Genomic DNA, 24,116 nt, shown 5'->3' on the forward strand with positions numbered 1-24,116 from the left:
TCTCAAATAAGTTACTCCCCCTATTTTTAATTATTTTCAAACACAAAATTTCATTACTTTAAAATGAAAACAATAAATATAGTACAAAATCATCTTAATCTATTGTTTAAAGGTCAGGAGAGATAAAATGAACAAAATAAAAATAATAAATTTCTTTAAAATTAGCATCCTCACATGTTTTACACTAGCAAGTTTAAGTACACCATCTCCTATTTTAGCTGATAGTCATCCAGGTTATTCCTATGAATCCAATATAGGATATCAAAATCCATCGTGGATGTCGAAAGTAGAAGATTCAACAAAACTAAGTAAAATATCTATTCCAGGGACTCACGGTACAATGGCTTTACATGGAGCAAGTTTTCTTGATGAAAATTTGACAAGAAATCAAACTATGAGTCTACCTCAACAATTAAATTCTGGAATTCGATATGTAGATATGCGTGTTAAACGTGTAAAAGATTCTTTTGCAATGTACCATGGGATTGTAAATCAAAAAGCAATGTTTGAAGATGTATTAAAAGAGGCAATTCAATTTTTAAAAGATTATCCGACAGAAACAATTTTAATGCGCTTAAAAGAAGAAACTACTCCTGAAAGTGGATCACTATCATTTGAGGAGATATTTTTAAAATATAAAAACGTTAATGCTTCATATTTTTGGGATCCTAATTCCGTACAAACTTCTGATAGAAACAACCCTACTTTAGGAGATATCCGGGGTAAAATTGTAATCTTACAAAACTTTACATCCTCTCAATTGTACGGTATTGATTACGAAAGTTTGAATATACAAGATAAATTTGAAATTGGAAGTGGTCCAGACGAAATATATGGAAAATGGAATGCGGTAAAAAGCCATCTACAAAATGCAAATACTAACTTTAATAACGGAAAAATATATCTCAACCATTTTAGTGGTACAGGTGGTGCAGCCGCATTTTTAAATAATGTATATCCTTGGTTTGTTGCAAGCGGAAAAGAGAATAGAAATACTGATAGTAGTCCTAAGTTAATTCAAATGAATTTCACTCATGAGTGGAGTGATTTCCCTCGCGATAGAAGTGGGCAAATATATTATGGTGGAATGAATACACTTGGGACCGAACTCTTGCATCAAGGTGAAATAAAACATGTTGGTATCATCGCAGCTGATTTTCCTGGACCAGGTTTAATTGATAGTATCATTAAATTAAATGGTATACATTCAAATGAAAAAGAACTATTAATTTCGCAAATTTCATCCGAATCTAGTCCTTTATCCGGACAACAAAATCGATCCAGTCAAAACTTTAGAATTGATAATTTACCTGTAGGTACTAAGGAATTAAAATGGATTATTGAGCCTTCAGAAAAAGATCATCCTTCTACTATTTCTTTCAATGTAATGATTGATGTTTCCCTAGGTACAGATTCTACTCGTTGGAAAAATATTTCACATGGATCTAGGACTGAAGCTTACACAAATACTAAATATTATATTGCAAGTCCAATTGGTGCCACTAACAAATTTACAGTGAAAATATACGCTATTACAAATTAGAAAATAAAGAATCCCAACTGAATTCCTTTTTGATGGAATACCATTGGGATTCTTTTTTGATTTCATTTCGTAAACATTAAGTGATTAAATTTATTCTCATATCATTTAAACCATTAGATAATCCATACTTAAAACGACCCTTACTTTTCAAAAAGAAGTGCAAAAATGTTAACTACCTTTTCCCGCTTATCATTTATTCATAACTGGCTTCCAAAGCGATAGGGCAAAAATCCAATTTGAGTCGCCATTTCCTTGATGATCTTGAACCGCTTCATATACTTTTCCCTCATATACTACTCTATCACCTTTAGTATATGCTTTTCTTGCATCCCATTTTTCATATGTGGAATCCTCTGACTTTGTAGTTACATTCAAAACATCACTTCTACTAGATTCATTTCCAGCTAAATCAACCGCCGTCACTACATATTTGTACGATGTATTAGCCTTCAAATTTTTATCCATAAAGGATGTATTATCCGCTGTCCCAATTTTATTCATAACCCCAGCGCTTTCTCTATATACAATATAATGGTCAACACCTACATTATCTTCAGATGGACTCCACATCAAATCAACAGTTGTCGCTGTTGTACCCATACTATGTAATCCTTTCGGTTGAGTCGGAGCCTCTATATCTGGAGTTTCATTTGTTGTCTTAACTTTTAGTTTTTCACTTTCTTTTGATATGTTTCCAGCAGTGTCTAATGCCTTTATTGTATAGGTATATTCCGTATCTGCTTTTAGTTTTTTATCAATAAAAGTTGTACCTGGTACCGTATCAATTACTTCTCCATTGCGTAACACTTGATATTCTTTTACACCTATATTATCAGTAGAGGCCTTCCATGTTATTTCAACACTATTGGCAGCAACTTTAGACGCATTTAATCCAGTTGGTTGACTTGGAGCTACTGTATCAGGAGTTTCATTATTTACTAAATTTACATCAATTACATTATAAAACGCATTTGACGTATCTGCTACATCCCATACAGCTAAAATAACATGATAACCATTACGATCAGTTGGTACATTAATTGTATGTGTTAAATTATTTGATGCGGCCGAGCCGTCATGTTTCACAGTTCCAATTGGTTCTAATTCAGCACGTGTTAATGGTTTATTAGGATCCCATCCCTTTTTTGTAATGTAATAATGCCATTTGCTTGTAGAATGTGCCGCTGTATATTTCCATGTAAATGTATTTGCTCCACCCTTAATTGTGTTTTTGAACCAGCGACTTGATGTTTGTTGGTCAAGAGTTCCTCCAAACAATCCTCCTGCCGAAGCAATTTTTCCATCAATCGGTCCACCATCTGGGAATCCTTTAGGTGCTTCTAGACTTTGAGGTTCGTACATTACATTTCCACAATTTAAGTTTAATGCCCCATAATTCTGACTACATAAAGCAGCACGACTACTTGGCTTTTCAACAAACCCATGTGCATACGCACTTTGAGGAACCATTGTAATTGCCGTCACCCCTGCAGCCAGAACAAAAGCACCAATTCCTTTTTTACTTTTTCTTAATCTTTCTAATTTAGATATTAATTTCAAATTCATTATTGTCCCCCCAATATATTGTTTACGCTAATATAATAGCAATATAGGGATAAACGAACAAATCGCTAATTAATATATTAATATCTCTCATAAATTGGTACATTTATTAATATTTTTAATCTCTTATAAAAATAAAGTAAATACAATAACTCTATTTTGTAACATTATGTATTAAAAGAAGAATAAAAACTTCGTTTAATTTCACAAAAAATTCAAATATTATTTTAGAGAATTATCTCATGTAGGAAAAATTTAACTTTTTATGTTACCAAAAAGTAAAAAAAGTCTGGAAGACACCGATTATATCAGTTTCTTCCAGACTTCACACTTCTGTTATACAACATACAAATACGACATTTCCAATGTTAAGTTGACACATAGTTTCTGAACCTTAAAAAACACCATAAATAATATGGTTTGATTTATATGGTTAATGCGCATAGATCGTTTAATCTTAGACATATCCCCCTACTAATTCAAACTAAACCTTAACTATCCATAAAATAACTTAAAATATTCATCTTAACATAATTTCTTGTAATACATTTATAGACATTTCCTATCAAATACCACTAATTTATTATATTATTTTTATCTAATAAGGTACAGAAACAAAGGGTAAACTTCAGTGTGCTTGAAATATAAAAATAAACGTTTAAAGGGTACTTTAGTACTGAGTTTTTATTAAATGTTCCTGTACCTAATATTTAAATTAACGTATGTCAAAATATTTTACAATACAAGTGTTAAACGTTACATCTTTCTATATAAAATGATACATTTCATCAACACGTCTCTCCTAATCCATATGCTAAATATAGAAAATTCAGCTCGTTAGGATTTAATTTTAGAATTCTCATAATAGCAAATAATAGATCAGGCACATAATTGTCACAAATTAATAGTTTATCTACTTATTGATTACCTTTGAAAAACTTTATTACCACTTCAATCTTTACTCCTAAACTAAAGTGCATCTATACCAACAATTACTTAAAACTCTTTTAAATAATCTTTCAAAAGAGTCGATAGTTTTATATTTTTTATTTTTTTATTGTACATTTGTACATTTGATGTTAGGATTATGCCTATTAAAATTGAATCCTAATGATTCTTCTTTATAATTTCCATATTTTAATTGTTAAATAAAATTATAGATTCTGAAATATATTCAAAATCAGAACGGAAATGTCATTATTTTATAATAATGTCGTGAAATACCTTTAGAATGGACAGATGTATGCAACAACGTGTTAAGGGGTTACAGGGGGAACAAAAATGAGAGACTTTTTTGATGATAAGTATAAGAATATTGAATTAAAAAGGAGGTTAATACATTTAATAAGTGAAATTAGCGAATTGAAAGGAAAATTAGCTGCTTATCAGGAACAAAACCCTGACATATTTAATAGTTTAGAAAAAACTATACCACTACATTACATAAAAAATTTCACTACTATTTATGAGGATATAAAAGTTCCTAATAAAAGATTAAAAGAACTTATTTTAGATGATATAGTACCTCAAAATATTTCGGAAGATGCTATTTTTTGTTATTATCAAACACTTTCTTTTGTACATAAAAATTCCTGTACTTTATTAATCAATCCAGCAACTATACAGGAATTGCATTTTCAACTTATACATTACATTACCTCGGACAGTGCCAAATGGCGTGAAAAACCTTTTATTATTCCAGGAATTCCAGAACATGGAATGCACTTGAATAGTTACCGCATTCTTCCGCATGAACTTATTCCACAGTTTATGGAGCAATTATGTGATCAATACAACTCATTAAATACTAGTAAGGGGCTCCATTCGCTTTTATTGATAGCTCGTTTTATATTAAATTTTTATTGCATAGTCCCTTTCAATCAAGGTAATGGTAGGCTGGCATTTATGTTAATGCAATTGCTGTTAATTAAGAGTGGACATACATTTGTAAAATATGTATGTTTGGATAAATATATTAAGAAAAACGAATCTGAATATTACAATTCGATTTATAAATCTTCTGTGAATTGGTATTGCGAGGAACATAATAGTAGCTTTTGGTTAAAAACGTTTTTAACTATTATTTTAGAGGCTTACAAAGATCTTCATAACACAGTTCTAGATTCTATATGTAAACACACTAAAGTTGAGAGAATTCAGGGTTATATACTTAAACAAAAACAACCCTTTACTAAGGAGAGTATTCGTAACACATATCCAGACATTGCAGAGAGTACAATCAGTAAAGCTTTAAATTCATTGCAATTATTTGGCCATATTAAGCTGGTTACAAAAGGAAGAAACGCAAAATGGATTAAAGTTTAAAACACTTGGGTTCCAAAAATAAAAATTATAACTTTATCACAGAATTTCATTTTAATTTTAGGCTATTATTACTACTTTAGTTATTTCTAATTCTAACAATACATTTTATAGGAAAAGGTACGTTTCCCTATGCCTTTTCCTATAAAAATATTATATAAGTAAAGAATAATTGTCGAAAAAAGTCGTATTTTACTATTTTTTCTTTATTTTCTGGTTGTAAACGTTTCAATTTCATGTTAACATCTTAATCAAACAATAGATGGTAATAAAAATGATAGTATTTCTTTCCCTTAGAAACATATAAACGTACGGTACTTTCAAGAAAATAAGGCCAAAGAAATATTTGATACTTACCAAAATAACCAATAAGAATTTTGTTGCGCTGATTTTTCTGATAATTAAGAAAACACATTTTGTCCCTAAACAAAATTTATTAGCACGCAAAATTCAAATACACTAGAACACCCAAATAAATGAAATGTCCTTTTTTATTGAGCATTGAGGTATGAAAAAAGAATTCTTCCTACAAAATTCAGCTGAGTAGCATAAAAACATCTAAATTACTTCCTTTAACGCCATCTATTGTTGACAATATACTTACCAACTATAAAAAAGAACCTATCGAAGGTTCTTTTTTATTATAATGATTCAAATTTCAATTCTATCTTGATACTTAGATTTCCACACAGATTACATCTACTTTTTGGCTCTCAATTATTGCATTTATAATATTGCACATCAAATTTAGTTATTCTTGTTCCCAATCAGTTTAAATTAGTGAATAAAATTCAATCATATAAAAATAATAAATACAACTAATCGTTATATATTAAAGAGGTGTCAATTTTGTCCTTAAATGAAGAGACCTTAGAAACGAAGACAGATAAAACCATTGAAAAGATCCAAACGAGTAACTTACAAAGACTTAAAGATACACTAAATAACATCTTTGATATTAGTGCAGATTTGATTGAACATCCTTTGCAATTAAAAACAAAAACGAATATTTTATTATATTATTTTGAAGGCCTTACAGATGGTGTCGCATTAAAAAGCAATGTTGTTACACCATTATTACAAGAAGTAAAGGAAGACAGTCAAATATTTAATTCTAATATTATTGCTACTCATACCAAAATAGTATATACATGGAATGAAATTAAAGAAGGATTACTTGAGGGTCAATGTGTACTGTTTATGGAGGGAGAAAAGCGGTCACTTCTAATAAATACAAAAGGCTGGGCAGAGAGATCCATTCAAGAACCGATTTCAGAAGTTACTATTAAAGGCTCACATGATGGTTTTATTGAGAATGCCACAAAAAATATAGGCCTAATTCGTCGATATATTCCTTCTACAGAGTTAAAAATCAAAAAGCTGACGATTGGAGAACGAGCCACTTCTTTAGTCTATTTAATTTACTTAGGTGATGTAGCAAGCGCAGACGTAGTCCAAGAAATAGAAACTAGAATCTGTAATATTAAAACGGATGCGGTATTGAGCATTGGAGAACTATCTAATTATACAAAAGATCAAAATTGGACTCCTTTTCCACAGGCCTATTTAAGCGAACGCCCAGACGCGATTTCAAATCATATCCTTGATGGAAAAGTAGCAGTCTTAATGGATAGATCCCCTGGTGCAATGATTGTTCCAATGAATTTAATTGCATTTTTTCAAACCCCGGATGATTATAATATTCATTGGCTCATTGCATCGTTTTTTCGTTTATTACGATTTGCTGGTTTTATTATAGCGATTTTTTTACCCGCAATTTATATTGCTATCGTCTCTTTTCACTTTGAAATCATTCCTTTAGATTTATACACTTCTATTGCAACGTCAAGAGTCAAAGTCCCTTTTTCTCCCCTGCTGGAAGCATTTATAATGGAAATTACACTTGAAATGCTACGTGAAGCTGGTATTCGCTTACCACAACCAATTGGACAAACTATTGGGATCGTTGGAGGAATTGTAATTGGGCAGGCGGCTGTTCAAGCTGGTCTTGTGAGTAACGTTATGGTTATTATCGTATCTATTACAGCCATTGCATCATTTATTGTTTCTAATTACGATTTATCAAGTTCTATACGCCTTATTCGTTTTCCAATGATGTTATTGGCATACTTTTATGGCATTGTAGGTATTGTTAGTGGATTAATGCTCTTATTTGCTCATTTTGTTTCACTAACTTCCTATGGTTCACCATACGGATTGCCAATAGCACCATTTCGTCTCCAAGAGTTAAAAGATTCCTTTGTAAGATTTCCTATTTCTATGATCACCACCCGCTCGAGTACTGGACAGCCGAAACAAAAAAAGAAAAAAGAAGGTGGTTCGCATGGGGAATCTTAAATTCCAAAACATAACTTTATTTGAATTTATTGTTTTCATTCATTCACTGCAACTAGCCTCAGGTATGTTAATTATGCCGAGCCCACTTGCTACTACCGCTGGCACAGATGGCTGGATTTCTATCATTCTGGGTTGGATAACTACTTCTATAATTGGCGTATTTATTATATTAATGTTACAAAAAAATCCTAACAAAAATTTCTCACAGATTTTAAAAACATACTTTGGTAAATGGCTAGGGACAATTTTTTTTCTTTTATATGCTTTTTATCTATTTTTTGCTGGCTTTAATACTTTATTAAAGGCAACTGATATTGTAAAAGTGTGGATATTCCCTTCCACTCCTGCTTATCAAATCACCATATTATTACTATTGCCTTTTATTATTTTAGCCCTAAGTGGGTTAAGGGCCCTTACTAGTTATTCTATGCTTGTTTTCTTCTTCACTACTTGGATGCCACTATTTCTTCTTTTTTCATTAAAGAGTATGTATGCTCCTTTACATCTACTACCTATTTTTAAAGATGGCTTATACCCTATTGTAAAGGCAACAAAAGAAACCATTACCCCTTATGCCGGCTTAGAAATTGCATATTATATATATCCATTCTTACAAAAAAAACAACAAGCTATAAAGGGACTACTAATAGCGAATACTGGAACCATGTTTTTCTATCTCTATGTGACTATTCTTTCTTATATATACTTTAGTCCTGAGGGGATAAAAGACGTAATTTGGCCAGTATTTCATCTGTTAAAAGGAGTTCGTTTTTCTTTCATAGAACGATTAGAAATTATATATATCGCTTACTATTTAATTGTATTTTCCACTACAATATATCCATATTTATTTTTCAGTTTTGAGTCTGTGACCATTTCACTTCAAAAAAACGCTCGCAATTGGGCGTTGGTTGGTTTTATGGTATTAATAGTCGGCTTATTTATTTTTCTAAATCCAAATGTGGATCAATATTTATTTATATATTCTCTTATGGATATCTTAAATATCATTTTCTTTATTCTATTACCAATCTTATTTTTCGCTTACAGCATTCTTTTTGCTTGGGTTACTAGGAGGAAACAACTTTGATTCGAAAATGGATATGGATTGTAATTTGTTGTGTATATTTGATTGGTTGTAGTCAGAGAATTCCTCTTGAGAAGGTTTCATTAATCCTATTAATTGGCTTGGATAGAACCCCTAATGGAGACATAAAAGTTGGCACAAGCATCCCACTCTTTCATCATAAACAGCAACAAAGTACTATAGAGCATTGGACACAGGCATCCACTGTATATAATGGATTCAGTAAGATAGATACGAAGTTAACGGGCTATATGACAGCCTCAAAAGCTGAAATTATTTTAATTGGGAAAAAATTAGCACAAGAATCAAATTGGTTACAGGAACTTGATTCTTCTTACCGTGATCCTTACGCTACCATTAATGCTAAAGTAGTACTTGTAGATGGACCTACAGAAGAAATTTTTAAAGTTCATAAGCCTAGTAAACCATCACTGCCATCTTATATAAATGGTGTAATTGAATCTTCAATTCAAAATAATCAATCCGTCTCTTCTACAATTCAACAATTAATGAGAGAACGAAATGAAGAAGGAATGACACAAACTGTTCCGATTATCAAGAAAACAAAGAATGAAATCGACACAGTAGGCATTGCATTTTTAAATCGACAAGGAAAATATTTAACTCATATCCCTAAAAAAGACGTTAAATTTTTCAATCTTATAAATAAGTCGAAAAATAGCGGCCGAATGATACTACACCTTGTGCTTCCTCCTAAAAAATCCAACAAAAAACCAAACACTTCTATCTTGGTACAAAATGCGACACGGAAGGTGGATGTTAATTTTCAAAACGGAAAGTTTGTATTTAATCTCCATATAAATGCTAATGTAGCTTTAATAGAAAAAACCAATGTGAATTTAATTAAGGAGCATTATGATAATAAAAAAAATATAAATAATTTAGAAAGTGCTATTCAAAAAGAAATTAATAAGAATTTACAAAATATGTTGAATGAAATACAGCAGAATAAAATTGATCCAATCGGATTATCCCTATATGCTAGAGCTTTTCAATATAAAGAGTGGAAAAAACGAAAAGGAGATTGGTTGCAAGCGTTAGCAGAGGCTAAAATAAATGTAAAGACACACGTCAAAATAAAAGATACTGGGACCATTAGAAATTAGACTAGCCTATTCAAGTACAAGTTTCTAATTTAAGGAACTGAAGAACTTTTAACTCTAGTGCAGTATATATGCCAGATTCCATTCCAATTGTAACTCCATGACATAATATCAAAGCCGAAATTCCTAAATTAAGGAATTTCAGCTTTTCGAGTTCGTACGAACATCTTAGTTTTTGTTTTATGTACCTTGATATAATAGATACACATCAACATATTTGTGCATAATGTTTTCGTTTAATGTGGCTTTAATAAATCATTGTTAGTTTAAATATCCTATTCTGTTATCAATGAAATTTTATTACTTATCCCCTTAGATTATTTCAAATTTCTTGCTTTTCTATATCAATAACTAATTATTATCAGATATCATATCCATAAAAAGTTACAAAAAATAATAATCAATTATTAAAAAACAAAAAGTACTGCCCTTATGCCTTACTGTTGTCCCCCTTATTACGTATCAGATTTCTATCTAAATGTGGGTTTCATCTTTTTCAATAATCAACTATGTATAAAATATTTAACTTTGTTAATACCCTTAATGGATATCTTGCTTTTTAAAGTTTCCTCCTTTTACTTCCGCAACATCATATACAGTGACAAAGGCATTTTCATCAATTTCATGAATAAGTTCTTTCATTTACCTTATTATTCTGTTTCTTTTTTCTCAAATTTATAGCTCCTAGACATTGCTCTATTCTCCAACATAATTTTTAGCTATTTTTCCTCTTATAAATTCAGTTTACCCTATGTATCTATCCAAACTTAACTAGTCTTATATTTATTTAAACCAACTATCCGTTTAATTCCCTTTTCGTTTATAATAAACAGCTTCAAACTTTAGCGTTTTCTTTGTACTACTTCGTTTTTTTGGAAATAATCCTCCAATTAATAACAACATCATCCATGCCAGTATAAGCATTATATTTATTCTATTGCTTACACTTAAACTTAAAGTGCTCCAAAAGCCAAATAGCCGTTCATAATGAACGACTATTTGGCTTCTTACTAATAATTTAAATGTTCTTCATGTTAATCTATTTTGTTTAATCCCGTTGAAGTAACTTGATAGGTTCTTTTTTTGCCTATATATTCTTGTTTATTATTCTCAAGGTTAATAAGTGTAGCGCGTGTCTTTTCCTTTACTGCTTCCCCTTCTATATGGGTAAACTCAATGTAATCTCCCACTTTTACGGGCACGGTTTGGCTTTCGGCAGTTTGTTGTCTATTTCCCACTATTTCCTTATTGTACACAATACTACCGGATGAATTTTGTACTTTAATACTTGCATACGTATTATTAAAGTAAGAATGTGGTACGCCTGCTTCTAACTTCACCTGCATTTTCTCAGTTGCCCTATTATAATCTACTTTTGCGATTTCTCTATCACTATATCCTTTTAAAGACCAACCAAATTGATTTCCGTCTAAAACCGTTGTTTCTGGCATTTTTTCTACTTTCTTCATGCCTTCTTTTGTAACTTCGTACATAACTTTTTTTCCAAAGCTTTCTTGTTTACTGTTGTCTACATTTGTGAAAGTAGCTCTATGCACACCTTCTAAATGTGTTAACTCAATATAATCTCCTACTTTGACTGGAACTTTTTGCGATTCAGCATTTTGTTGTTTGTTTCCATAAATGTCTTTCTTGTATACTACTTTTCCTGTTGCATTTTGTACTTTAATACTCGCATATGTTTCATTAAAATAATGATGCGGTATGCCTGCTTTTAAGTCAACTTGCATTTCTTCTGTCGACTTATTAAAATTGATTTTAGCAAACTCGAAATCACTAATTCCTTTTAGTGACCATGCAAATTGATTTCCATCTAAAATTGTTACTTCTGGCATTTTTTCTACTTTTTTCAAGCCCTCTTTTGTAACTTCATACATTGCTTTTTTTCCAAAGCTCTCTTGTTTACTATTATCTACATTTATGAGAGTAGCTCTATGCAAACCTTCTAGATGTGTTAACTCAATATAATCTCCTATTTTGACTGGGACTTTTTGCGATTCAGCACTTTGTTGTTTGTTTCCATAAATGTCTTTCTTGTATACTACTTTCCCTGATGCATTTTGTACTTTAATACTCGCATATGTTTCATTAAAATAATGATGTGGTACGCCTGTTTTTAAGTCAACTTGCATTTCTTCTGTCGACTTATTGAAATTGATTTTAGCAAACTCGAAATCACTAATTCCTTTTAGTGACCATGCAAACTGTTTTCCTTCTAAAATATTAATTCCATTAGGCATATCTGGTTTAATTGGATTAGAATCCGTACCCTTCCAAATTTCTGCTGTTAAAACTGGATATCCTAATGCAGTCACTTTTTGAATGGTATCGTTATTTGGACGTAATCCCCACTTCTCAAAGAAAGGAATCAAATTTTGTTTAGCTACTTTTGATGCTGAAATCATAAATAATTGTTTTTTAGTTTCATCAGTTTGTGGAAGTTCATTTGAAGGCATGTCTCTATACAATTGATGCAATTTAGGATAGAAATCCTCTCCATATGCTAACTGTAGTTGCCAAAGCATAACAAGCTTAACAAAAGCATCACTAATTTCATCATAATTTTTATTAGATTGTTCTAAGTATTGAAATGCCTTAGTATAAGCACCCTCTTGTTGTAATCTAAAAGGTTGATTAGATGTAAATGCTTTTTCTACAGAAAGGCTGTAAATATTATTTTGTACTTCTGTCATATTATAAAACTTCCAAGGTGATTGCTGTCTCAAATGCCCTGCCTCATGCCATGGACCCCAACCATCTTTTATAAATTTATTAATATCTAACACGTATTGGATTGCGTCTCCTACATATGCGGTTCGATAAGAAGTTGCATACATATAATAATCAGGAGAATGATTTTCTTCTACGTAATGAATATAATGTTTATCTACTTGTTCTTCAGATAATCCAGCCACTTTGTCTTGAATTCGAGTAGCTTCATCCATCTTTTTTAAGAGTTGTACAGGATCTGTATTAGAACCTAACAAATATTTCTTAACACGTGCCGGGCTGGCCGTAATTAATACACGTTCTCCTTTTAACTCCACTGCATGTGCATTTGGATATTGGTCCAGCATGTTTATTAAATCTTGTTTCGTATGCTTGCCTAGTTCAAAGAAAGGAGTAGTCGTTCCACCTGTTGTGACTGTTGTTCGAATAGTGCCACCTTGTTGTTTATTATAAAAATAAATCATCCCCCCATTTGGAGATTGGATTGTGTTTGTACCAGGTTTTAATGTAAATGATTTTATTTTAGAATCTTCTCTCCAAGAAGCATCATACGAATACGTTCCAATGTATGCTTGAATATTTTGATTTCCTTCTACATTTATCGTTATTTGTTCATTTGGCTTTGCATATAAACCAGTTGGTTCATATGGGCTAAATGCCATACTTTTTCTTTCCTGTTGTTTTAGTGCCTCAACATCCCCTTTTCCTGGGACTATATATGTTCTATTTTCTAATTTAACTGATTTTTCTTCTTGCAGTGATGTTGATATTTTTTTTTGCTGCTGCCTTTCCTCTGCAAAGACATCCGATGAAGAAATCATTCCAGTCGCAAGCATAGTTACTGTAGCAGTAGCTGCAAGTATTTTTCTAGTTTTATATTTTGAATTATTCCTCATATTATCTCCCTCATTTTTCCTTAGTGCATGTAAGGATTATTATTTTATTTATTATTTTTTTACACCAAAAATTATTTACGCTATTTATGTTGTATCTAATACTCTATTTTTTCTCATACTAATCTCCTTTTCTTTATTACTAATTGTTTATAAATGTTATTTGATGACACATAAAATAACAACTTTGCGATAAACTCATCAATAACAACCTATTATGTTTTGATTCAGTATTGTTAACTTCCATCTAATTGTATAAAAGTATTCAATTAGTAAAATAAGAATATAAAGCTTACTAATCATAGATTATTATTTATGGAAAAATTCATAAAAATCATTTACCTTAAAAGTTTAAACTTGTATAACTACTTTTTACATATAGGATAGAGTTATACATATATTTATTTACTCTTAATGTAAGAGCCTTCACTACACTAAGAAATATTTCAATAAAAATAGAAGACAGAGGCCCAATTACACCTCTGTCTTTTCAATTTATAAAGAACAAAAAATCATTTTATGACTGTATAAATGCCATTGAAACAAAAACCGTATTCCCCTATTTTTTTGAAGAAACAGGATCCATTTTTAATGTTTTTATACCTTCTTTTAATGTAAACGCATCTGCTTTTAATGTTTTCCAACTGTCTTTCGCTGCATTCAGATTTGGTTTTAAGAATTTAAATTTATTTTGATCTGCTTTTTGGGACGCTTTGTCAATATGACTAAGCACTCCTGAATATTGAGAATCTAAATCATGCCATTGTGCAGACATATAGGTAAGAGCATTAATAGCGGATCCAATTGCATCGTGCATTTCATTAATATTATTATACGCAACACCAACTACGCGGTTTAACGTTACTTTATAGTCTATAGTCTGACGTAATTGTGCTAACAACGGCTCTAACGTACCTAAATTATCTCTTGCTACCCCTATCATAATACCGCCAGCAATCCATGTAGGGATTGAAGGAACTGATACAGTTATTATTCCATCTGATTCTACTTGTTTAAAATGTCTTACTTGCTCTAAAACATCATTTAGGCGTTTTTCATCTTCATCTATTCCAGATGCTTGGTTTTTTAAAATCGATTGCAAGATATATTTATGACCTCCAAATGCTCGAACATCTTCTCCAATACTATCTCTTAACTTAGCTAGTTCTTGTATTAAATTCTGTGTATATGCTTGATTTTGTTTAATCTCACCTTGTAAATCTGTAATGCCTTCTTTTAATGTATCTGCATCTCCTTCATTAATCGCTTCTACTAATGTATCGTAATAATTGTCGAATTTAGTATCATACTCTACAATCCCCGTCAGTGTATCTAAAAGTTGTTTTTTTATGTGTGAATCCCATTTTGAAGCATGCTCTCTAGCATTCTTTTGATCTTGTAGAATTTGTCTAGGTAGATTTGTATATCCTTTAATATCAATTCCTTCAAAGTTAACATCTGGATTATTAATTAACAAATAAGAGTAATCATTCATGGATTTTGCAAATATCCCAGCATCTTGCAAAGCCTTTTTCATCTTTTCGCTGTTTACAGAAAGAGATATATCTTCAGCACTCGTTTGTTCTATTTTACTTTCACTTGCAAAAGCTGCTACTGGAGAAACTACAGTAGTTGTTGTCAGAGTTAAAAACGTCGATACAGCAAGTAGTTTATATGGAAAATTATTATTCACTTTAATTCCTCCTATACATATATATTTTTAGTTTGTTTTTTCTTGTTTAAATGCAATGTCTTTTGAAATGAATTCTGCATCCTTATGAATATCATTCCAACTTTGTTTTGCAGCCTTTAAATCGTCAGGTATTAACGAAAGTTTATGTTCTTGCATTTGATCGATATTATCATATAAATCTTTATAATTTGCTCCCATTGTATTCCATTGTTGCTGAATACTTGTTAGAGACATAATTGCTTGATCAACTGTTTGATACAAATATGTTAAAGTGTCTTTTGTATTAGTAAGTGAAATAACTGCTCGGTTAGCTAGATCCGCTTTCATACTTAATTCTCCAATTTTATTCGAAATTTCATTATAGGAGTTCATATGATTCGATGCCTCAACACCAGCTGCTGTTCCTAAACCAATACCAGCTGCCCCTAGAGCTGCTAGACCACCAACAACAGCTGGTGTCGCTGTGCCACCAGTCACAACAATTACTACCGCTCCTGCAATCGTTCCAATAACTAAAATAGCTGCTCCTAATCCACCACCAATTGACCAGGCTAATACATTATCAAAATGTGCTTTCTGCGTAGAACGTAAATTCTCAATTTCGGCCTGAAGTTGTGGGACTAACGCTTGTTTTCCCGCTAATATAGCCGTTAATCCCCCCTGTCCATCTGGACCTCCAACATTATTTTTAAAATCTACAGTATTTGTATACAACTTTGTTTTAAAAGCTTCTAACATCTTAATAACTTCCGTAACTTCATTTGAATTTGTATGAATTGTACCGATTAAATCCCCTATTCCTTCTTTGAGGCCTGCCTTATCTTTCTTTTTTACAGTATCTACTAGTGTGTCGTAATAATTTTGAAATTGTTCATCATAATTTACAATATTACGTGCTGTCTTTTGAATGTTTGGCTTCGCTGTATCTAACCAGTAATTTGCATTGATTCGTGACAGTTCCTGATTCAGGTGAATGTTTTTGATTAATTCTCCCCCTCCTGAACCTAATTCAATGTTGGATAAATTTACATTCGATTGCTTAATCATTGTTTTTGCGTACAAATCCATTACAAGAATATGAGAGCCTGTTTCAGCCAACACTTTCTTTAACCCTTCAGGTCCTAACGCATAATTTTCTATTTTCTGTTCTTGTGCTGTCTGTTCTTGTGCAAGTGCATGAATAGTACTACCATTCGTAGCAGTTATAACCGTTGCTAACGTGGCCAAAGTTATGAGCTTAAATGGAAATTTCATTATTTGATTCTCCTCCTTATTTTCAGTTGCATTATAATTTTTTATTAAATTTAATTTCTTAATATTAAAATTTATAAACTTGTTCTTCGAGTTGATTTGTTACATTTTTTAGTCGTCTTAATGTATCTTTTTGAGACTGAGTGTTATTAGTATCAACTTCAGTCGATACTTTTGTAATACTATTACTTATTAAATTCAAATCCTCTTTATAACGTTTCATTAGCTCAATTTCCCCATCTACTTGATTAGCAAATGTATGCAAATCATTTTGCATGAAAAGAATCATTGATTTTTGTAAATCTGCTACTGTTAATTTAGTTGTTAATTCATATAATTTCTGATTTTGTTTCTCTAAATCATTTAAATATGCTCTTTGCTCTGCTGTTAGTTTATTAATTTCGGCAAAGGTACTATATGTTTTTTTAATTTTTTCGGGATCAATCACTTTCATAAGATCATACTCTTTCGTTTTTGTAACTGCAGCTGCAGCAATTTCACCTTTTTTACTTTTCTCTATCGCTTCACGTGCTTCTTTTTTTGCAGCTTCAATTTCTATAGCTGATTTTCCCTTTTCTGTTGCTTCCTGCTCTGCTTTCTTCTCTGCTTCTACAATAGCATTGTTTATTTCTTTTCCTTTGTTATACGCCACTACTGCGGTTTGAGCAGCCGGTTCAATGATATCTTTTGATAGACTATAAATTTCTTGGAATACCTTTAGCCCTTGTTCATTTAAAGCTCCTGGTAATAATGCTATTTGCTGTAAATCATTTTGAATTGATTTTTTTGTATTTAGCATTTCATTTTTTAATTTGTCTATTTTTCCTGTTCCCTCTAAACTAAGTACACTTTGTGCTTTTACCACATCTGTATCAAGATTTTTCAGTTTCTTATCTACCTGTAGTTTAAGATCTGTTAACTCATTAATCTGACGTTGCACGTTTTCTTGGTTTGTTATAGTCATATCTTGAAGAACTTCCAGTCTATCTAAAAACCCTTCTTTATCTTCCTTATTATCTACAAATCCTTTTAATGTTGGATAATAGCTATTAAATTTGGTTGCAAATCCTTTACTTTTTGAATTTAGTAGAATTAATTTTGGATATAGTTCTGATGACCACTCTTTCATATCTTGTTTAATTAGAAATTGAGTTGTATTTAAAGATGGAACTTCTTCAAGTTGCACATTCGGATTTGCTAAGGCTCCATCTATAAAGGTTTGTGTTAATTTGGAGTGTGCACCTATTTTTCGTAATGCTGAGGATATATCTATATTTTCTTGTTTCGTTTCTGCCTGAACGGTTGGCGTTGCGAGAGTATTCATAGGAATAGTCGCTCCAGTAACGATTGATGTTATTAAAAATCCTGTCATAATTTTATTCTTCATTCCGTACACCTCTTCACTATTGTTTTTTACAGTTTTAATCGTAAATGTTGTACAACATAACGTTAGGATTTCTTCACACATACTTGAGGTTAGAGATTTTTTCAAAAAAGTAATTACATCTCGTTTTTTATTTATTTTTGAAAGAATATAAGGACCTTACTTCCCCCTCATTTTAAACACTATGTTTTTCATAAGTAAACCAGAAAATCGCTTTTATTAAATTTGATTTTTCAGATATTTATTATTCAAATTATAAAATATTATATTTAAAAAAGTTAAATCAAATTTCATTTCATATAGTGAAATAATTATACTATGATAATTAAACATAAAAATCCTTTTATTCCCTAAAGCCTATATGAATCCCTCATCCGAAAATAATTTCAATATAATTTAATAGTGATTGACGCATATGTGTCTTTTAGATGGATATGTAAAATTACATATCCATCTAGGAGTAACTAGCATACATACGCCAAAAATATTATTATCGTATAAATAATATTTTTGTTACTACGAACATCACAGGAGAAAACTCCCCTCATGCACTTTTTAACGGATAAATTATCCATAAAATAACAATATTTGCTTATTTACTTACTATTCATTATAGGAATACAAAAAAGCGATTCTTTTCACATGAAAAGAATCGCTTTCTAGGTTCATATTTTCAATTACGTTACATAAAGAATTGAGGAATTATCATTTAAGAGACTTAACTATCACTTCAGTTGCCTCTGCAATTAGTTGATTATCATAGGTAGCCTCTTTCTCATCTTTACTAGATAAAATTGCGATGATAATAGGTGCTCTATTTGGCGGCCATACGATAGCAATATCATTTCGTGTACCATAACTTCCAGCTCCTGATTTATCTCCAACTATCCAGTCAGTTGGTACGCCTGCACGAATAAGTTTGTCTCCTGTAGCATTTCCTTTCATCCACTCTGTAAGAATTTTACGTTTTTCAGCCGGAAGTGCATTTCCGACCGTAAAAGCTTTAAGATTCGAAGCAATTGCTTTTGCTGTACTAGTGTCACGAATGTCTCCTGGAATAGCTTCGTTTAATTCTGTTTCAAAGCGATCAGACATAGTAACCCGATCCCCGATCTGTCTAAGCGCTTTTTCATATCCTTTAGGTCCGCCTATTTTATGAAATAAAATGTTCCCTGCAGTATTATCACTTGAACGAACAGCAGCCTCAGCAATTTCTCCTAGTTTCATTCCAGTATCTACATGTTTCTCTGTAACAGGTGAATAATCCACTAAGTCTTCTTTCGTAAATTTTATGACTTCATTTAATGTATCAATTGAGTTTTGCTGTAGTAATACTCCTGCCGCTAAAGCCTTGTAGGTTGATGCGAAGGCAAATCTTTCGTTATGTCGATAAGAGATTGTTTGATTTGTACCAGTATCAATCGCATATACACCTAATCGAGCATCAAATTTTTTCTCAAGTTGAGAGAACTCTTTATGCGTCGCCTGATTTTTATGTTTCACTTGTCCAGTCTTTTCCTTCGCTTCAACTTGCAATGCCCCTCCTGTAAAAGCTTCTAGACTTGTAACACTTAAACCTAATATACCAACGCACATTCCTATTTTTAGCATCCTCTTGTTTTTCAAAATCATCATTCCTTTCAAATTTTCAGCACCTTTTTATACGTACACATAATAGACAATCACGGAACCAAATTTGTTCCATAAACCGAAAAAAATTTATAGCTAGTATGAGAGTTATTAACAAATAAGAGATAGTAGCTATGATCGCCGCTATCTCTTATTTCACATTTCATTTTTTTACTTATAAATGGCTTTATATAAACAGGGTCTCTTCCCTGAGAAAAGTACTCTAATTTTGCTTAGAACTATCTGTATTAGTAGCTTCACCATGTATACGTTGCTTTTTTAAATCAAAGTATACATCTAAAACTTCCTTTCCAATTATAGAATTAATTCCACTTTTATCATCATGAAGCCATGGGACTACTATAGAAAATGCTACTTCTGGATTATCATATGGAGCATATCCAACTAATGTTAAATTGTAACATTCCATACGTTCTCCTTTTGCATTTCTACCAATTGGATCATCTCCTCCATATACAGTTTGAGCTGTCCCTGTCTTTCCTGCTGGTTTATATGGAGCATTTTTGAAATGTTTCACGCCAGTTCCATCACCTTCTTGGAATACCCATCTAAACCCCTCTTTTATCCGATCAATATGTTCTGTCTTCATATCAACTCGATTTAATACGACAGGCTCTATAGAGCGTATAACTTTGCCAACCTCTTCTTCTTTTATTGATTGTTCTCGTATTTCTTGTACAATTTGAGGTTGCATTCTATAACCGCCATTCGCAATTGTTGAAATATATTGTGCCAATTGCAATGGCGTATACGTATCATACTGACCGATAGAAAAATCTAGTAAAAACCCAGGTTGACTATCTACCGTTCTCGTTTGTCCGGTTATTTCATTCGGTAAATCAATACCTGTTGGGACACCTAAACCAAATTGTTTAAAATAATAGCGCATCGTATCAAATGCTTCTTGTTTAATATCCAACGTACCATTTGGTACGTAATTAACCCCTGCGATTTGTAAGGCCGTTTGGAACATGTATACATTCGAAGATACTTGTAAAGCTCTTAAATCATTAATATTACCAAATCCAGATACATTCCATGATTTCTTAGCTTGTGTACCTTTAAATTTCATGGGCGCGTCATAAAATTGATCTCCTGGATGTATTGCCCCTGTCTCATATCCAGTTAATAAAGTAGCACCTTTTACAGCTGACCCTAGCTCATACGAAGTTGTCATGTTACCTAAAGCCAAATCCTCAATCTCTATTTTCCCTTCTTTTTCTACAATCTTTTTGCCTGCCATAGATAAAATCTGTCCATTATTTGGATTCGTCATGACGACAAAAGCTCGGTCCAACAGTGGCTCTGAACTCTTAAAAGCTCTCAAGTTTTTCTCTATACTTTCTTCCACTTTTTTTTGTAATTCCATATCAATCGTTAATGTTAAACTATTACCACTTTTTCCTTTAGAGATTATTTCTGTGCTAACAATATTTCCGGATTTATCAGTAATGTTTTTCACTTCTTCTTTTGTACCGTGTAATGCATCTTCATATCGTTGTTCAATATAGCTTTTTCCTACACGATCATTACGGTTATATCCACGTACCAAATAAGAATCTAAGTTTTCTTTCGGTAATCCTTCTTCACTGCTTGTAATATTACCTAACACGGAACGAAATAAATTACCATTTACATAATTACGTTCCCAATCAACCGTTGCATCTACTCCCGGAAACTCCCCAAGCTTTTCACTTATCCGCGCATACTCTTCATCTGTTACGTCTTTTTTGATAATTTGTGGTGTCAATTGATAACCTGCATTCATTTTGCTTTTAATAGCTAACACCTTTAAATCTTGTGCTGTTAATTCTGCCAATTCTACTTCTGTAACGCGACTTCGTCTTAAGTCATCAATTTTTTTATCTAACTCTTTTCCCTCTATTCCCTTTTCTTTAAACTTTTCTATATCTTTTTTAGTAACCTTTGTCTCCGCGCGTTTCTTATTCAACTGCATCCAGAAATCTTTTTTATCGATTTCGGTTAACTTATTTATATCTTGTTCGGGCATTTCAAGTACTTTCGCCAAGTCTTTTGCTGTTTTTAAAATATCTTCACTCGTAATCCCCTTCACCCTTGTATACGTAATTGTGCGAAGAGATTTATTATTAACGACTGCTTTCCCTTCTCGATCTAGAATTTGTCCACGTGGAACGGGTATACTAGTTGTTTCATTTTGACTGCTTTCCACTTGGTTCTTATAAGCCTCTCCCTCAACGATTTGTACTTTTCCTAGCTGCATAATAATGGCTGAGAATAGTAGAAATATGCAAAGGAACATTATATTCAATCGTATAGATATATATGTCTGCAGCTTCTTTTCTTTTTGTTTTTTCATAAACCCTCCATATAATTCTTCCGGAACTCCTCACTAATACTTAGTAAATAAATACGTTCCCTATATATTAGAAACCACCATTCAGTTATAAATAGTGCCTTATCTTTTTTTATACATCCTTGTAAGCGTCAAGTCCCTTTCGTTTAGCCGCGTAATTGATACATCTCCTTTCCTGTTTTCTATCTTTTTTTATCACTTGCATTAGAAATGCTAAACTGTATAATGACTCATATTAAGCTTACACATAGACTTGCTAGTAACTTTTCATACTAATTATTCCTTTCTTCATGCTGTAATACTTAATAGACAACCTAAATAATAAAATTGTTCCACATTTACAAAAAAAATAATTAACTATAAGATGAAATAGGCTACATAAGGGAGGGTTATATGTTACATACAAAAAGATGGAGATTTTTTGCGGTTCTTTCTATTGTAGGTTTGATTTTACTACTTTTAGTAAAAATCAACTTCATTTCAATTACTATCGCAACTTCTTCAGCTGAAAGAGGAAAAATTTTTGATCAAAATGGTGTAATACTAGCTACAAATAAGAAAGTTAAGTCTCTATATTGCACTTCTAATGATGAAAAGCTATCAAATCAAGATACATCAAACACATTAGCTTTTTTTAATCAATTTTCAAACGAGTTTCAACATGACATTTCTGCAGAGGACGTAAAATCACACTTACAACAATCTTGTAAAAAGCAGACTATGAATGATATACCGTTATACTCTGACATAAATGAGAGTGAACTTACATTCATAAACAAGAACAAACCCGATAATGTAATAATTAAAGATGAATGGATTCGATATTATCCTAAACACGAAATTGGTTCACAGCTAATTGGGTATGTAAAAAATGACCTTAATTCTAAGTATGGACCTGTTGGGAAAAGTGGGATTGAGCTTCAATATGAAAATGATTTAAAAGGAAAACCCGGAAAAACTCTGATTTTTAAAATGAATAATAAAAAGTTCTTATGGAACATTCAAAAAGTACAAAAAGGAAAAGATGTCCAGCTAGCTTTAGACACTGAATTGCAGCAAAAAACAGAAGAAGCATTAAGATCTCAAATTAAGAAAATACCTGCTGCTAAAGCTGGTTATGTTGTAGTAACCGATGTAAAAACTGGCGCAATTTTAACTATGGCCAACTCGGCAGTTTTTAATCCAAATACATTACATACACATGTATCATCTAAAAATGAAAACATTAAATCACTTTCGCAAAATAAAGCAATTCAAAAATTAAAGTACGGTGAATCTTATGTAAATATGGCCTCTACTATAAAGCCTCTTACTATTTTAATTGGATTAAACGAAAAGCTTTTTCAACCTGAAGATACTTATTTAGATAAGGGTACTTTTCAGTATGATAATCAAAATAACATTACGAATGCACCTGGAACGCCAACAGGTGCAATTACACCGAGGCAGGCTATCATTAATTCATCTAATACATTTATGACAGCAAAAGTAGCTCTGCCCTTATTCAACCAAAATAATGGGAATATAGAAAAAGTGGCACATATATGGACAGATTATTTAATGCAATTCGGCCTACGTTCTAAAACCGGGATTGATTTACCCTTTGAAGAAGACGGACAATATGAATTCCATCCATCTAATAAGTTTGAAAATGGAATCTCCGCTTTATTAAATGCCTCTTGGGGAGGAAATGAAGTGCATACCCCTCTTCAACTCGCTCAATATGCAGCAACTTTGGCGAGTAAAGGTGATAAATATAAACCTCAAATCGTAAGTGCTATTATGAGTCCAGACGGTAAGGAAACAAAAAAGTTTAAACCAATTTTAGAAAGCTCAAATCGTTATCCTATGAAGTTTTGGAGTGTCGTGCAAGGCGGAATGAGTCAAAATATAGAGGAGATTAAAAACTTACCCTTTCATGTCGCAGGTAAAACGGGTATTACAGGTTTTCCGAATGAGCAAGAAAAAATGATAAATCATTCTCTTTTCATTGCATATGCTCCTACTGAAGATCCACAAATCGCCATTTCTGTCGTTATTCCTGGTAGTAATTCAGAAAAAAACATCGCTGCTCTCGTGACATCAGAAATTTTAGATTCTTGGCATACACTTCAAAAAGAAAATAATAGCAAAGAGGAAGGTTCATTAAAGTGAACCTTCCTCTT

The 24,116-nt window shown here is 31.8% G+C and carries 13 protein-coding genes and 1 pseudogene; 6 read left to right on the forward strand and 8 right to left on the reverse strand.

The genetic code is table 11. The features are described 5' to 3' along the window. The first annotated feature begins 127 nt into the window (after positions 1-127). Positions 128-1,543: a phosphatidylinositol-specific phospholipase C gene (locus tag A6J74_RS04525; RefSeq protein WP_001033557.1), complete on the forward strand. Its 1,416-nt coding sequence runs from the start codon at positions 128-130 to the stop codon at positions 1,541-1,543. A gap of 189 nt (positions 1,544-1,732) precedes the next feature. On the opposite strand, the gene A6J74_RS04530 is transcribed toward A6J74_RS04525, so the two are convergent. Next, positions 1,733-3,109, reverse strand: coding sequence for a lytic polysaccharide monooxygenase (locus tag A6J74_RS04530; protein ID WP_001049730.1), 1,377 nt, complete (start codon positions 3,107-3,109; stop codon positions 1,733-1,735). 1,278 nt (positions 3,110-4,387) lie between these two features. On the opposite strand from A6J74_RS04530, the gene A6J74_RS04535 reads away from it, so the two are divergent. From A6J74_RS04535 to A6J74_RS04555, 4 genes are all read left to right on the forward strand, one after another. Next, positions 4,388-5,431, forward strand: coding sequence for a Fic family protein (locus tag A6J74_RS04535; protein ID WP_001204202.1), 1,044 nt, complete (start codon positions 4,388-4,390; stop codon positions 5,429-5,431). 846 nt (positions 5,432-6,277) lie between these two features. Then, positions 6,278-7,786: a spore germination protein gene (locus A6J74_RS04545; RefSeq protein WP_000055708.1), complete on the forward strand. Its 1,509-nt coding sequence runs from the start codon at positions 6,278-6,280 to the stop codon at positions 7,784-7,786. Continuing rightward, complete coding sequence (locus A6J74_RS04550) at positions 7,773-8,876, forward strand: GerAB/ArcD/ProY family transporter (protein WP_000527375.1); 1,104 nt, start codon at positions 7,773-7,775, stop codon at positions 8,874-8,876. The genes A6J74_RS04545 and A6J74_RS04550 overlap by 14 nt, the downstream gene beginning before the upstream one ends. Next, complete coding sequence (locus A6J74_RS04555; RefSeq protein ID WP_000619989.1) at positions 8,873-10,000, forward strand: Ger(x)C family spore germination protein; 1,128 nt, start codon at positions 8,873-8,875, stop codon at positions 9,998-10,000. The genes A6J74_RS04550 and A6J74_RS04555 overlap by 4 nt, the downstream gene beginning before the upstream one ends. A gap of 537 nt (positions 10,001-10,537) precedes the next feature. Here A6J74_RS04555 and A6J74_RS04560 read toward each other — a convergent pair. The 7 genes and pseudogenes from A6J74_RS04560 to A6J74_RS04590 all read right to left on the reverse strand — a co-directional run. After that, positions 10,538-10,639 (reverse strand): annotated as a pseudogene (locus A6J74_RS04560) (DUF2179 domain-containing protein); the annotation flags it as partial. 392 nt (positions 10,640-11,031) lie between these two features. Then, complete coding sequence (locus A6J74_RS04565; RefSeq protein ID WP_001245633.1) at positions 11,032-13,641, reverse strand: putative mucin/carbohydrate-binding domain-containing protein; 2,610 nt, start codon at positions 13,639-13,641, stop codon at positions 11,032-11,034. 556 nt (positions 13,642-14,197) lie between these two features. Beyond that, positions 14,198-15,331: a hemolysin BL binding component B gene (hblA, locus tag A6J74_RS04570; RefSeq protein ID WP_001063465.1), complete on the reverse strand. Its 1,134-nt coding sequence runs from the start codon at positions 15,329-15,331 to the stop codon at positions 14,198-14,200. Between the two features lie 27 nt (positions 15,332-15,358). Continuing rightward, positions 15,359-16,588 carry a hemolysin BL lytic component L1 gene (gene hblD, locus A6J74_RS04575; protein ID WP_079995204.1) on the reverse strand — a complete coding sequence of 410 codons (1,230 nt, stop codon included), beginning with the start codon at positions 16,586-16,588 and terminating at the stop codon, positions 15,359-15,361. Positions 16,589-16,649: 61 nt separating this feature from the next. Continuing rightward, the gene (gene hblC, locus A6J74_RS04580) at positions 16,650-17,969 is read right to left on the reverse strand and encodes a hemolysin BL lytic component L2 (protein ID WP_000791008.1); all 1,320 of its coding nucleotides are present in this window, start codon (positions 17,967-17,969) and stop codon (positions 16,650-16,652) included. Positions 17,970-18,671: 702 nt separating this feature from the next. After that, the gene (bla, locus tag A6J74_RS04585) at positions 18,672-19,598 is read right to left on the reverse strand and encodes a class A beta-lactamase Bla1 (RefSeq protein WP_033657364.1); all 927 of its coding nucleotides are present in this window, start codon (positions 19,596-19,598) and stop codon (positions 18,672-18,674) included. Positions 19,599-19,818: 220 nt separating this feature from the next. Beyond that, positions 19,819-21,954 carry a peptidoglycan D,D-transpeptidase FtsI family protein gene (locus A6J74_RS04590; protein ID WP_000744251.1) on the reverse strand — a complete coding sequence of 712 codons (2,136 nt, stop codon included), beginning with the start codon at positions 21,952-21,954 and terminating at the stop codon, positions 19,819-19,821. A gap of 390 nt (positions 21,955-22,344) precedes the next feature. Here A6J74_RS04590 and A6J74_RS04595 point away from each other — a divergent pair, with 390 nt between their 5' ends. After that, positions 22,345-24,105 carry a peptidoglycan D,D-transpeptidase FtsI family protein gene (locus A6J74_RS04595; protein ID WP_000903346.1) on the forward strand — a complete coding sequence of 587 codons (1,761 nt, stop codon included), beginning with the start codon at positions 22,345-22,347 and terminating at the stop codon, positions 24,103-24,105. The last annotated feature ends 11 nt before the right edge of the window (positions 24,106-24,116 follow it).

This window comes from Bacillus sp. FDAARGOS_235 (assembly GCF_002073415.2).
Lineage (GTDB): Bacteria > Bacillota > Bacilli > Bacillales > Bacillaceae_G > Bacillus_A > Bacillus_A toyonensis.